At 33.7% G+C, this 13,271-nt stretch carries 12 protein-coding genes; 9 read left to right on the top strand and 3 right to left on the bottom strand.

Annotated features, from left to right (window positions below; genetic code table 11):
* Positions 1-59 precede the first annotated feature (59 nt).
* From CXF79_RS17910 to CXF79_RS17930, 5 genes are read left to right on the top strand one after another with little or no spacing between them, the layout of a single operon-like run.
* Entirely contained in the window at positions 60-599 is a 540-nt protein-coding gene (locus CXF79_RS17910) for a polysaccharide biosynthesis/export family protein (RefSeq protein ID WP_101156944.1), read from the top strand.
* A 12-nt stretch (positions 600-611) separates the two neighbouring features.
* Complete coding sequence (locus CXF79_RS17915; protein ID WP_101156946.1) at positions 612-2,837, top strand: GumC family protein; 2,226 nt, start codon at positions 612-614, stop codon at positions 2,835-2,837.
* A 5-nt stretch (positions 2,838-2,842) separates the two neighbouring features.
* Positions 2,843-3,556, top strand: a complete 714-nt coding sequence (locus tag CXF79_RS17920) for a tyrosine-protein phosphatase (protein WP_198560100.1) — start codon at positions 2,843-2,845, stop codon at positions 3,554-3,556.
* Entirely contained in the window at positions 3,549-4,526 is a 978-nt protein-coding gene (locus tag CXF79_RS17925) for an acyltransferase family protein (RefSeq protein WP_101156949.1), read from the top strand. Before CXF79_RS17920 ends, CXF79_RS17925 begins: the two co-directional genes overlap by 8 nt.
* A gap of 57 nt (positions 4,527-4,583) precedes the next feature.
* Positions 4,584-5,654, top strand: a complete 1,071-nt coding sequence (locus tag CXF79_RS17930; RefSeq protein ID WP_101156951.1) for an acyltransferase family protein — start codon at positions 4,584-4,586, stop codon at positions 5,652-5,654.
* Positions 5,655-5,705: 51 nt separating this feature from the next.
* Here CXF79_RS17930 and CXF79_RS17935 read toward each other — a convergent pair whose 3' ends face one another.
* On the bottom strand, positions 5,706-7,304 hold the full coding sequence (locus CXF79_RS17935) for a hypothetical protein (RefSeq protein ID WP_101156954.1): 1,599 nt from the start codon (positions 7,302-7,304) through the stop codon (positions 5,706-5,708).
* A gap of 132 nt (positions 7,305-7,436) precedes the next feature.
* On the opposite strand from CXF79_RS17935, the gene CXF79_RS17940 reads away from it, so the two are divergent.
* The 4 genes from CXF79_RS17940 to CXF79_RS17955 are packed head-to-tail and all read left to right on the top strand — an operon-like array spanning position 7,437 to position 10,527.
* Complete coding sequence (locus CXF79_RS17940; protein ID WP_101156956.1) at positions 7,437-8,411, top strand: glycosyltransferase; 975 nt, start codon at positions 7,437-7,439, stop codon at positions 8,409-8,411.
* 1 nt (position 8,412) lies between these two features.
* A complete protein-coding gene (locus tag CXF79_RS17945; RefSeq protein ID WP_101156958.1) occupies positions 8,413-9,411 on the top strand; it encodes a glycosyltransferase family 2 protein in 999 nt (332 codons plus the stop codon).
* The gene (locus CXF79_RS17950) at positions 9,408-9,911 is read left to right on the top strand and encodes a serine O-acetyltransferase (protein ID WP_101156960.1); all 504 of its coding nucleotides are present in this window, start codon (positions 9,408-9,410) and stop codon (positions 9,909-9,911) included. Before CXF79_RS17945 ends, CXF79_RS17950 begins: the two co-directional genes overlap by 4 nt.
* Before the next feature lie 22 nt (positions 9,912-9,933).
* Positions 9,934-10,527 carry an acyltransferase gene (locus CXF79_RS17955; protein ID WP_101156963.1) on the top strand — a complete coding sequence of 198 codons (594 nt, stop codon included), beginning with the start codon at positions 9,934-9,936 and terminating at the stop codon, positions 10,525-10,527.
* Between the two features lie 54 nt (positions 10,528-10,581).
* Here CXF79_RS17955 and CXF79_RS17960 read toward each other — a convergent pair whose 3' ends face one another.
* A complete protein-coding gene (locus tag CXF79_RS17960) occupies positions 10,582-11,922 on the bottom strand; it encodes an oligosaccharide flippase family protein (protein WP_157825899.1) in 1,341 nt (446 codons plus the stop codon).
* Positions 11,923-11,935: 13 nt separating this feature from the next.
* On the bottom strand, positions 11,936-13,258 hold the full coding sequence (locus CXF79_RS17965; protein ID WP_101156967.1) for an O-antigen ligase family protein: 1,323 nt from the start codon (positions 13,256-13,258) through the stop codon (positions 11,936-11,938).
* Between the last annotated feature and the right edge of the window lie 13 nt (positions 13,259-13,271).

Below are 13,271 nucleotides of genomic sequence, written 5' to 3' on the forward strand. Positions count from 1 at the left end.
TACTCGATTTATTAACAGCCCCCCCTAAAATGGAAATGAAAGGAATATAAAGGACACGTATGAAGTTATTCAAACTTTTTGTAACAATAGCACTAGCAATAGTATTAATTTTATCTGCTCAAGTATCAGCAGATGAAATTGATGATTATCGCATTTCATCTGATGATCAAATATCAGTCATCGTATTTAACGAAGCCGACTTAAGCGTAAATAAAGTTCGTGTGGGTGGTAATGGTACTATTTCAATGCCTTTATTAGGTCAAGTAGCTATTGAAGGTCATACAGTTACTGAAGTCGAACAAAAAATAACAATGCTGCTACTAGATGGTTATTTAAAAAAACCTAACATTACGGTTAGTATCACCGAATACCGCCCTTTTTACATTAACGGAGAAATAGATAAACCGGGTAGTTACCCTTATAAAAAAGGTTTAACGGTTGAAAAAGCAGTGGCCTTAGCGGGTGGTTTTACCGAACGCGCATCAAAAGGTGGAATAACGTTAGTGAGCGATAATGATAAGCAACTAGTGATGGCTGTTGCGCTTAATTATAGAATTAAACCGGGTGATGTTATCACTGTCAGCGAAAGTTTTTTTTAAGGAAAATTGAATATGAACGCAGTAGTATCCAAAAGTTCATTGGCGGCTCAACAAGTTAATAATAGTCCTTCGGAAGACGATTTTGATATTGGTATTTATATTCGTATTGTAAGGCGAAGTAAATGGATAATCACATTCGTAGCGATATTATGCCTAATTGGCGGCATTTTTGTTGCTAAGAATGCGACACCTATTTATAACGCAACAGCTAAAATCCTAGCCGATCCGTACCAGCCAAACGCTGACAGAGAAGAACAGTATATAGCCTCGGCCATGGTGTTTTTATTCTTCGAAACTCAATATGAAATAATTCGCTCTCGTGCAATTGCAGAAACTGTAGTAGATAAATTAAATTTAGTAGAAAAATTAAAAAAAGAACAAAATGATAATCCCCAAAACATTAGCTTTATTAAGCAAATAAAAGACACGATAAAAGATTTAATTGGGTATAAAAAGATAGAGAATAATCCACTAACAGATGCGGAATTAAGGATTTTACTTGCAGAGAAAATTTCGTCTGGTCTGATTGTATCCGGAGGACGAAAAAATCAAATTATCACCATTAATTATGAATCTAAAAATCCACAAGAAGCAGCAGACATTATAAATGCAATTTCAGATGCCTACATTGATTTTGGTTTAACCACACGCCTAACTGACGTAAAAAACAGACAAAAATGGCTTACGTCTCAGTACGAACAATTAAAAACGAAGTTAGAAAATTCAGAAGAGCGGGTTAAAAATTACCGTGAAAAACAAGGTTTAATCCACAGTTTTCAGCAAAGAGCCATCGCCAATACACAGCTGCAATCATTAAATACCAACTTGGTAGCCGCACGAACAACATTGAGTATCAAGAGTGAGGAGTACCAATTAGTACAAGATATTAAGCAAGGTAATAAAGACTTTTCTGCACTTGCCCAAGTCATGCAGGACTCCTCTATAACAAATCTTGTACTTAATGAAGCAACTGTAGCGAATAGAGTAAAAGAATTGGATGAGCGTTATGGTAATCTTCACCCTAAAATGATTGCCGCAATATCTGAACTAAAAAGCGCACAAAGTAATTTAAGCAGAGGTATTGCAAAAATTGTTGAACGTACGGAGAATGAGTTTCGCCTTGCAAAATTGCAAGTAGATAATATTAATAAGCTCATTGATCAAACAAAGTCTGATGTACAAGCCCTACAAGGCGATAGTTTTTCTTTAGTTAGTTTAGAGCGTGAAGTCGAAAATAATAGACGTATTTATGAGTCGTTTCAGTCACGTTTATTAGAAGCTAACGTACGCGGCGAAATTAACGCATCTAATGTGCATATTATTGACAATGCTACAGTACCTAAAGTACCAGTAAGACCAAATGTTAATAAAATAATTGCATTGTCTGGCATTTTAGGGGTTTTCTTAGGAATTATTGTTGCTTTTCTTCGAGAAATTACAAATACCACCTTCAGAACGCCTGATTTAGTTGAAGAGAAACTAAAACTACCAGTACTAGGTATTACCCCGTTAGTTAAGTTAAATAAAAAGTCTGCTGTACCTGAAAAACAATATCTGGATGATTCTCGGTCACCCTTTTCTGAGAGCATCAATACAATAAGAACTGGACTTATATTCTCTAATATTGACAACCCTCCCAAAAGTGTATTGATTACATCAGCGACAAGTTCAGAAGGTAAATCGACTCTAGCGGTGAATTTGGCGGTAGCCTACAGCAATATAGGTAAAACACTATTATTAGAAGTTGATTTGCGTAAACCCAGTATTGGTAGAAATCTACAATTAGAAAATAAACTTGGGTTAACTGATATTTTGTCTGGCGTTGCCAAAACATTTACCGATGTAATACAAGAAAAAAATGAAGGAAAACTGAGTATTATTACCTGTGGTACGATTCCACAGAATCCAATGGAGCTTCTATCGTCCTTAAAATTTGAAAAGCTTCTAGCAACCTTTAAAGATGAATATCAATATATCGTACTGGATGGACCGCCAACTCTACCTGTAAGTGACGCCAGTATATTGGGTAACAAAGTTGATGCTGTAGTGGTAGCAGCAAGAGCAGAACAAACTAAAATAAAAGTATCGAAAGAAGCTGTATCTCGTTTACAAAAACTTAATGCAAACGTTATTGGTGCAGTACTCACCGCGGCGGAACCACAAAAAATGAGTTACTTCGGTGACCATTATTATGCTGGCGAATACTACGGCGTTAGTCCTGAACAAGACAAAGCGTAATCCGCATGTTAATTGACATACACAGCCATATATTACCATGTGTTGATGATGGCGCACGCACCAACACCGAAGCTCTTGAGATGCTACGTATGGCTGTGGATGGAGGTGTAACTACGCAAATATTAACACCTCACATCCATATGGGACGTTTTGAAAATAATAAAAATGATCTTGAACAAAGATTTATACAGTTTAGAGATTCTGTAGATAAAGCTAATATTCGAGTAAAGTTGCAATTAGGGGCTGAAGTACGTATAGGGCCAGAAGTTATGATGCTTGTAAATAACAACCTAATACCATGGATGGGTGAATACCAAGGTAAAAAAACATTTTTACTTGAATTCCCAAGACTAGATATACCATTTGGCAGTGATAATTTAGTCAAATGGTTACTAGCAAAAAATTGTTTACCTATTATTGTACATCCTGAAAGAAATAGTACCTTCTTAAATCAGCGCCATAAACTTCAACCATTTATTGACTTAGGCTGTCCTCTGCAACTTACAGCCTGCAGTTTAACTGGTAAGTTTGGTAAAGAGGTGCAAAAAATGTCAGAAGAATTACTCGAAGCTAATCAAGTAGCAGCTATAGCATCAGACTGTCATAACTTAAAGGGTAGAATGCCAGATTTAGGGCCAACATGGCATAACTGTAATCTGTTTGATAAAGAAAAAATGCTAAAAAAAACACGTGATTTAGTGACGGAACATAATGAATAGATTACAAGTATTAGATGGATGGAGAGGCATTAGCATATTATTGGTATTAGCAGGCCATTTATTCCCATTAGGTTATCAACAATTTCAATTTAATGGCCCTGTCGCGGCAGCGGGCATGGCAATATTTTTTATATTGTCTGGTTTCCTAATTACCAATGTGCTTTTAAAAGATCAAAATATTCCAAAATTCTTAATTCGACGATTCATGCGAATTGTGCCGTTAGCATGGTTGGTTTTAGTCATAACATTTATGTTCTCTGAAGCCAGTACACACGAAATTATTTCAACAATTTTTTTCTATACCAATTGGGAACCCATGGGGTTAATTGCACCTACCAGTCACTTTTGGAGTTTGTGTGTTGAAGTACAATTTTATATCATCATTGCCTTGTTAGTTGTTTTCCTTAAGCAAAAAGCCTTTTATTTACTACCTATTCTTTGTATTAGTATCACTTTTTATCGTTATTACAATGATGTTCAAATAGCAATAAATACCTATTACCGAGTTGACGAAATACTAGCTGGCTGTACTTTAGCGTTATTCTATAAATATGGAACAGATAAAATTAAGTGCAAAATAGACAAATTACCAACACTGTTTCTTTTATTAATGTTGATTGCATCAGCGCATCCTGTTACCGAATTCTTAAACTATTTAAGACCCTATATTGCTGCTTTATTAATAGCATCAACCATTTTTAATCAACGTGATACTTGGCTAACTAAAGTATTAAAAGGAAAGCTATTATTCTATATAGCTACGACTTCTTATGCGGTTTACATTATTCATGGCGGTCTCAGATATACTTGGTTAGCCGAAGGTGATGTTATTGAAAAGTATTTAAAAAGACCGCTATTTTTATTAGTTACTTTTGGGTTAGCACATATTTCAACGAAATATTACGAAAGTTATTGGATTAACATAGGTAAAAAGTTAAGTAACAAAACCACAAGAAAAAGTATTTCATAAAAAAATAACAACTGAATTCAATATTATAACTGTAATAAAAATATATAAGGATCAAAAATGAATAAAGAGATCGGTTACATTCCCTCTCTGAATGGTGTGAGGGCTTTGGCCGTATTATTAGTGTTTTTTTCTCATACTGGTTTTAGCCATATTGTACCTGGCGGTTTAGGTGTTACTATTTTCTTTTTTTTGAGTGGTTATTTAATAACTACATTGTTAGTAGATGAACAAAAAAAAACAGGTTCTATTTCTCTTAAAAATTTCTATATTAGACGTATTTATAGGCTTTTCCCACCTTTATATATCGTAATAATAGCAACAATACTAATAACAATAGTCAAAGGAGATATATCATATATTAATATAGGAGGTTTCCTTTCTCAGATATTACATTACAGTAATTACTACATTATTTTTGTAGGAAAAGAAGGCATGATCCCCGGGTTAGGGATATTGTGGTCGCTTGCAGTTGAAGAACATTTTTATCTTTTTTTTCCGCTTTTCCTACTATTTTTCATAAAAAAGATAAGTACTAAAAATTTGGTTTTTTTAATCGTGTTAATTATACTAGCAGTCAATGCATGGCGATTAATTTTAGTACTTAACTTTGATATCCTATCTCTAAGAGATCAACTTTACCATTACACATACTACGCAACTGATACGAGGTTTGACTCATTACTTTATGGATGTGTTATGGCGTTAATATTAAACCCTATACATATGACAAAAAAAGTGAATAACAATTCACTCTTGATCAAAGTGGGTATGTTGTTAGGCACTACATTAATCCTCTTCACTTTATTATATAGAGACATAATATTCAGAGAAACGATACGCTATAGCATCCAGGGCATTGCAATGTTTCCAATATTTTATTACCTAATCACTCAAAATAAATCCCTCCTCTATAAACTATTCAATTCACAATTCATGTCTTTTATTGGAAAGATATCATATAGTTTTTATTTAAGTCATTATGTTTTAATTTACTTAGCTCAAAGCCTTTTTGGCGATACACTTCTTGTTAAAAATATTATCGGTTTGTTATTTACCTTACTATTTTCAACATTTATGTATTATTTTGTTGAAAAACGCTTTGCTTTATTACGAAAAAAGCTACATTAAAAAATGTCTTCATAGAACAAACCAGATAATATTAAAAGAATATTAATCAAATTAATGAGATTTGATTACTTTCCATTTGGCCGAATTTTTCTGGCTGATATGTTCTAAAGCCCCCCAATTACCAAGTTTACTTGGGGGAGATATATCTAGATAAAACATATGTAAACCTCCTCCATTTTCATGCCACCTATCAAGTAAATCTGAATATAATGTTCCCATACGAACGTCCCTATTAATATTTAAATAAAAATCCCTAATAACAGGATCATTTATAAAAACATTCGAAATTGGCGCTATATGTTGTCCTCCCTCATAAGCAATAAGACCCATTTTGTATTTAGCGGCGATCTTGGACCACTGGTGAGTATATAAAGCAATATCAGCCAGTACACCCTGGTTATCTTCATACCCTGCTATTTCACGTAATTTATTGCCTTTAAATAACTGTTCGAAAGCATTATTAACTCCCGCACTTCCATTAGATGCCCAAGTACGAACAATATCATTATGTTTTTCATTTTTTGAACGCGATCCATTAAGACCGCCATCAAAATAAGTTGTTATGCCGATATAATCAATATTTTGATAACAGCCAGCACCTCTATCAGCCCATGCAGGGCACTCTAATGTGGATTTATGATGAGCAAGAGCCACCGTTTGCATGCCTAAAACACACTTTACTCTCGAAGACTCGGTTACAAAAACATCGCCTTTAAAAACATTACAAATCTGCGTTGTTCTCATTCCGTGCCATTGCAAACGTAAATTACTTTTGTTGGTAAAAAATGAATGTTTAAATTTAGCTTTCGCAGCATATTTTGCTTGTGCAAACTGCCAATTCCAAACTTCGTTACTGTGTTCAACATAAATAGCTAAATTTTTATAAAGTTGATTTTTCACTATAACAGCAAAATTTTTAATATAAATATCATTTGCTAAATGCGGAATATTGAACCAAGGAGCAGTGTTAGTATCGTTTGCTAATTTAAGCATTACTTCAAGCGGGACTCCTTTTACGCGCCAAGTACGATCGTCAATTAAAGGCCTATCTTCCCAATCACCTTGATTAGAATTATTAGTATTCATCCAATCCATAAATCTGAATACATTGATACTTTCTATTTTATTTATAAAATCAGTATTAAAGATATGACCTGTTTGAAAGTCAGAAAAAAAACGAAATGGAATGATTTTTATATTTTTAATATAATTAGCAGGATTAGTTTTTGTTATTGATAATAAATGATTACCACTTTGTAGCGTAATAACGTCACGACCAGGGATTGATTCTAAAGTGATTTTTTTTACACCCCCACCATATTTTATCTCCCCTTCTCCTTCATAAAATACGTAGGCCCTTTTTAGATAGGTCTCGTATTTTTCATCAACCGATGAAAAAACAGTTGTTGCTGTTTGATCTACGGCTAAACTTTTAACCCAATCATTATTATCAACATTAATAGAAGAAGATTTGTTGCTAAAGTCTTGCCAAGCTCGGGCTTGTTTCATTAGATCAATAAAGGGGTATTGTGTAGACCAATCTGAAATTTTATTTAGGCCAATGCCATTATTATTTTTTGAGGTAGTTGCTAAACTTTCAGACAAAGTTAACAAGAAGAAAAGACCAATTATTACTATTTTTTTATTCATTATTTATTATTCAATCTAAAAGATACCATATAAAAATTAATTATACGAAAGCGAAACTATATTTTTTTTAAGGTGAAAAATATAGTAAAATGATCTTTATTATTACTCTAAAATGGATAAATAATCAAACCTATGGATATAAATAAAATCGGAGTTGTGATCATTGGCCGTAATGAAGGAAAACGTTTAATTAAATGTTTAAATTCAACACTAACAGAAAATACCAATGTGGTTTATGTTGATTCAAATTCAACAGATAATAGCGTAAAAAATGCGAAGGACTCAGGTGCCGCCGTTATTGATTTAGATATGTCTAAACCTTTTAGTGCTGCCAGAGCCAGAAATACCGGTTGGCAGTATTTAATAGTGCAACACCCTGAAATTGAATATATTCAATTTATTGACGGTGATTGTGAATTACAAACCACTTGGCTTGAGCAAGCACGGGGATTTTTACATAATAATACTGAGTATGCCATAGTTTGTGGCAGGCGAAGAGAGCGCTTTCCTGAGGCAACCCTGTACAACCAGTTTTGTGACGATGAATGGAACACCCCTGTCGGTGATGCCTTATCTTGTGGTGGAGATGCCCTGATACGAACAAAGTGCTTACAAGAAGTTAATGGTTATAAAGATTTTTTTGTGGCTGGCGAAGAACCTGAAATGTGTTATCGGTTACGCCAAAATAATTGGAAAATATTCCGACTTAATGAAGAAATGACCCTGCATGATGCTAATATCACCCGTTTTACTCAATGGTGGAAACGGGCCAATCGCTCAGGTTTTGCTTTTGCTTTATCTGCTAAAGAGCATGGTAAAGAAAAAGAAAAATATTGCGTGCGAGAAGCTATTAGGCCATTAATGTGGACCGGTGCTTTTTTTACTATTTTAATATTAAGTTTATTTTCACCTTTTTTATTAATTACACTCTTAATTTTCCCTTTACAAATAATTAAAATGTATTTAAAAAAAACAGACAAATCATTATATGGCTTAAAATCATGTCTATTTCTAATGATCAGTAAATTCCCGGAGGCGTTAGGCGTGGTAGACCTAATGATAAAAACAATAAAAAAACAAGACTATACAATTATTGAGTATAAATAATATGGCTAAACTCCCAAATACTAACCTAGATACATTAATTGTTACCGTTAATTATAGAACATCACGTTTAGTTACCGATTTAATCCTAAGTTTACAACCAGAAATAGATAAACTGGGTAAAACGCACATGGTTATTGTTGATAATGCTTCTGGTGATGACTCTGTTGACTATATACAAAAATTTATTGATGAAAACACAATAAACTGGGTTACCGTTGTCACAAGCAAAGATAACGCAGGTTATGCCGCTGGCAATAACCTAGCGATAAACAGCGTACTGAATGAAAATATAGATATTGACCGTATTTGGTTTTTAAACCCTGATACAAAAGTTAAAGCTGAAGCTGGCACAGAGTTAATAAGGGCGATGAAGGAAAACAGTTTTCACATAGTCGGTAGCAGGCTTGAAGACGATGATGGTACACTACAATGTTCTCATTTTAACTTCCCCGGTATTATCAGCGAATTATCTGCGGGCTTAAGGTTAGGAATATTTGACAAGATCGTAAAAAAACATCTTGTTCGAGCAGAGCCGAGTAATACTCCTATTCAAGCAGATTGGTTAGCTGGCGCTTCGTTTATGGTAAGCAATAAATATATAAAAAAAATCGGTTTAATAGACGACGACTACTTTTTATATTTTGAAGAATTAGACTTTTGCCTTCAAGGCAAACGAAATAACATGCCTTGCTGGTATATACCGTCAAGTAAAGTTTATCATGCGGTTGGCGCTGCAACGGGAATATCGGATCACCGCAAAAAAGCACCGAGGCGACCTCAATATTGGTTTGATTCTAGACGGCGATTTTTTCTAAAAAATTATGGTGCCATAAAACTCATCGGCTGTGATCTAGCCTTTACTATTGGTTATGCTATTTGGTTACTCCGCAGTAAAATAACCAATAATGTAGACTTAACGAAAGAACCACCTAATTTTTTAAAAGACTTTATCAAAAGCTCTTTTTTATTTCGCGGGTTTTCACTGAAAAAATTAAAATGATACTAATTGAAAAAATAAAAAATGATTGGATAAATCATGGTAAAGACTGGACAAAACCTGGCTTTAGAGCATTAGCCTACCATCGTTTTGGCAATTGGCGCATGACGGTAAAACCTAAAATATTAAGAGCACCTCTTTCTATTATTTACCGGTTTTTATATCGAAGAGCACGTAACCTTTACGGTATTGAGCTTCCTTATGATGCCCAAATAGGACAAGGCGTAATCATAGAACACCAACATGGAATAGTTGTTCATGGTAATTCGGTTATAGGTGACAACTGCACTATAAGGCAGGGGGTAACCATAGGTAATCGCTATATGAATAAACCAACAGAAGCACCTATTATTGGCAATAACGTTAATATAGGCGCTGGCGCTAAGCTACTCGGTAATATTACCATAGGTGACAATGCAAATATTGGTGCCAATGCAGTGGTTATTCATAACGTTGCCCAAGATACTTTATACGTTGGGTTCCCCAAAAGTAGAAAAGTATAACTATTATTACTGGTATCTCCTCATGAAAATATTGAAAAACCTTTTATATAAAAAATTTAAATACAAAAACTTGTACTTAAAGCTATGTAAGCCCTCCCCGACCCAATATGCAGAATATTTAAAATTTCATAATGTACTCTATTCAATGGGAGCTGATTGCTCTATTTTACCGAGTGCAAATATCACTGACCCTGCCTATGTGAAAATGGGTAATAATGTAAGGCTAAGTGAGTGTTCATTATTTGGCCACGATGGTTCAGTTAACATGTTAAATATCGCCTACAATAAAAAATTAGATAACGTCGGCAAAACAGATATTAAAGATAATGTTTTTATCGGTCATGGCGCTTTAGTTATGCCCAATATAACCATAGGACCAAATGCTATTATTGGTGCAGGTAGTGTTGTAACTAAAGATGTAAAAGAAGGTAGCGTCGTTGCAGGCAACCCAGCAAGAGAAATATGTAAAATAGATGCTCTTGTAACTAAACTTGAAGACTATACTGATGGTGTTCCATGGGGTTCTTTAATTAAGAATAGAAGTGGCGCATATGACGCAACAATTGAACCAGAATTAATAAAACAAAGAGTTAAACATTTTTATGCAACTAAATGAACCATCCCCCTATCAGTGATGGTTCTTTAATACAGGGGATTTGAGGTGGCTATTTCAATTTATAATTGAAATAGTCACTAATGTAATTAGCAAATAGCTACCCAACATTTTCGCAACTTTAAGTAAATTCAACTGCACATACATTCGCACTAAAGCAATAATAATCGGTAGCCATATTATTTGCGCAGCACACATAGCGTAAAAAGCGCCCCACATGCCATAAAACTTAAAACCTAAGTAAATACCCGGTAAATACAAAACTAATAAACTAAGGTAGGCTAGCATGTGTCTAAACGAGTCGCCACGGGAAAGCAAAACAGGAATAAGAGCAAACGATATCACTTGAAAAAATGAAGCTATAGCTAATAATTGTAATATCTGCCCTGCTAAGTGAAACTCCTCTGGATATAATAGTTGAATTAACATATTACCTAATATAGCTAGAGCTGCCACTAGTGGTAGCATATAACGTAAAATTTTATGCAATAAGTCGTTAAAGGTTTGATTAAAATGTTCAGGTTTTTCATTAAAAGATTTTGCTAAAAACGGCAATAAGATATTACCACTCAGTGCAGCTAAAATACTGATAGGTATTTGGGTAAACATCGCAGCTAAGTTGTATAAACCCAGTTCAGTTTTATTAATTAAGCTACCTAGGATTAACCTATCCCCTTGAGCAATTAAAAAGTGAAACATTGTCGCAAAAAACAACCATTTACCTATTTTCAATATAGATCTAACTACTTGCTTGTCTAGCATTAGACGCATTTTAAAGTGCTGAAATAACACGAAGCTAAATAATGTATTTAAAAAGGCGCTAAGCAGGCTACCAATAACAATTGCCCAAATACTTTGATAAATAAAAGATAAAATAATAACGGAAAATATTGAAATAAACTGTACAAGACCTTTAGTCAGAACAATTTTTTTCACCCCTAATTCTCGAGAATACAAGTGCTGATTCGAGGAGGTGAAACCTTTAAATATTAATGAGATTGCAGCAACGGGTAATAAATAGGTTAAATTTGGTTCTTGAAAATGTACAGCTAGCTGACTTGAAAAAATGAAAACTAAAGACCATAAGAAAAACCCTCGAATTATTTGTACCGTCCATGCGGTTTGCGCAAAATTAATTGTTTTAGCATTAGGGTTTTGAATGAGTGATGTTCGTACTCCAACTTCTGACAGCATCTCCATTCCAACCATAATAGCGGTTACGATCGCCATAGTACCAAATACTTCAGGTAAAAAGATACGTGTCAAAATAAGACTACTACCCATACGAAAAAGCATTTCTGAGCTAAAACCTACCATAGTCCATAGAGAACCAGTTAAGATTTTAGAGTGTTTTTTACTGAATAGTGATGTTAACTTATTCCATAAATTTTGAAACATTAATATATTCATTCTAAATTTTTTCTGGCCTTTTATTAAATAATAAAGATGAATAAAAAACTCCACTAATAAACCATAACCATCCATGACTTAAAGATGAATTAGGCAGTTGATCAATCAAAACAGCTGATAATAATAGAGCTAGACCAGTAAAAATTTGATTAAGTCTAGCAGTCTCAATGACGGTCTTTTTGGAAACTAAACCTAAACTAAATAGACCAAAATATGCAAAAAAATATAAAAACCCATAATAGCCCATAATAATCAACCAATAGCCATCAGAGATAGTGTTATAGAATCGATTTCTTCCCATTCCACCCCAACCGACAAAAAAATTATCTTTTATATGGTCTAGCAGTCTGATCTCATTATTAAACCTTACATCTAAGGATTGCGCTCTCTCCACATCTATACCTGCAATAAAATCAATAACATACTGATAAGGTATCAAATCAAATATTGAAAGTGTTGGATATATAAAAAAAAGTGCTACAAAGCTTAAAGTAAAAAACTTCTGTTTTTTTATTTGAGTAAACAAAATTAAAAAAGAAACAGTAAAAGCTAAGACAATTGCACCTACCGTTCTTGTATTTAACATAATTAAAGTAAATAGCATAAAAATAAAAATTGTCTGTATTCTATTTTTATTTTCACACGTTTTGAGTTCAATCGCTGTAACACATAAGCAAACCATATAAAATGTAGCAACTAATAAACCATGCCCCATAAAAACAACTGGCCGAACACCACCATATCTTATTTGTTGTGCGAATGAATGAGGGAAAAAACCATAAAACCACGAATGCAACTGTGGACTTAACCTAACTTCAATAAAAAATAAAATGGAATATATTAACCCAGCTTTTATGAGCAATTTAATTATTTTATCTAAATCTTCCGCCTTGTCACAAACACTAACCCCAATGATGAAAGGAAGTAACCTGACATATTGATTGGACATATGCACAATTGCGTCATAAAAAGAAAGTCCTCTTATCCATATTTGACCATTAAACATAGGTTCTTGATTAAAAAATACATTTAAAATGGGAATGCAGACAATAAAAAGAATGAAAGCTCGTTGTACCTTACTTTTACCTAAAAAATATATTTTCTTGTTTTTAATAAAAACACAGCAAAATAGTGCTGATAAGCCACTTATTTCTTCTTTACCAATAAGAAAGATAGGTAAATCAAATATTGTTTTATCCGGCAAAAACATGAAACCACCAACAATGGTCCAGAATGTCGCGGTAAGCGTATCAAAGCGTCTATACAACAAAATTGCAACAAATGGCCAAAATAAAATCATGCCGTAGGCAAATAAATTAGGCATAGTTCAATCCCTT

Origin of the sequence: Colwellia sp. Bg11-28, from assembly GCF_002836245.1 — a bacterium.
GTDB classification, from domain to species: domain Bacteria; phylum Pseudomonadota; class Gammaproteobacteria; order Enterobacterales; family Alteromonadaceae; genus Colwellia; species Colwellia psychrerythraea_A.

What these genes read in the sequence shown, in the direction of transcription:
- CXF79_RS17910 (WP_101156944.1), top strand. Translation starts at nt 60, where the DNA reads ATGAAGTTATTCAAACTTTTTGTAACAATAGCACTAGCAATAGTATTA.
- CXF79_RS17915 (WP_101156946.1), top strand. Translation starts at nt 612, where the DNA reads ATGAACGCAGTAGTATCCAAAAGTTCATTGGCGGCTCAACAAGTTAAT.
- CXF79_RS17920 (WP_198560100.1), top strand. Translation starts at nt 2,843, where the DNA reads ATGTTAATTGACATACACAGCCATATATTACCATGTGTTGATGATGGC.
- CXF79_RS17925 (WP_101156949.1), top strand. Translation starts at nt 3,549, where the DNA reads ATGAATAGATTACAAGTATTAGATGGATGGAGAGGCATTAGCATATTA.
- CXF79_RS17930 (WP_101156951.1), top strand. Translation starts at nt 4,584, where the DNA reads ATGAATAAAGAGATCGGTTACATTCCCTCTCTGAATGGTGTGAGGGCT.
- CXF79_RS17935 (WP_101156954.1), bottom strand. Translation starts at nt 7,304, where the DNA reads ATGAATAAAAAAATAGTAATAATTGGTCTTTTCTTCTTGTTAACTTTG.
- CXF79_RS17940 (WP_101156956.1), top strand. Translation starts at nt 7,437, where the DNA reads ATGGATATAAATAAAATCGGAGTTGTGATCATTGGCCGTAATGAAGGA.
- CXF79_RS17945 (WP_101156958.1), top strand. Translation starts at nt 8,413, where the DNA reads ATGGCTAAACTCCCAAATACTAACCTAGATACATTAATTGTTACCGTT.
- CXF79_RS17950 (WP_101156960.1), top strand. Translation starts at nt 9,408, where the DNA reads ATGATACTAATTGAAAAAATAAAAAATGATTGGATAAATCATGGTAAA.
- CXF79_RS17955 (WP_101156963.1), top strand. Translation starts at nt 9,934, where the DNA reads ATGAAAATATTGAAAAACCTTTTATATAAAAAATTTAAATACAAAAAC.
- CXF79_RS17960 (WP_157825899.1), bottom strand. Translation starts at nt 11,922, where the DNA reads ATGTTTCAAAATTTATGGAATAAGTTAACATCACTATTCAGTAAAAAA.
- CXF79_RS17965 (WP_101156967.1), bottom strand. Translation starts at nt 13,258, where the DNA reads ATGCCTAATTTATTTGCCTACGGCATGATTTTATTTTGGCCATTTGTT.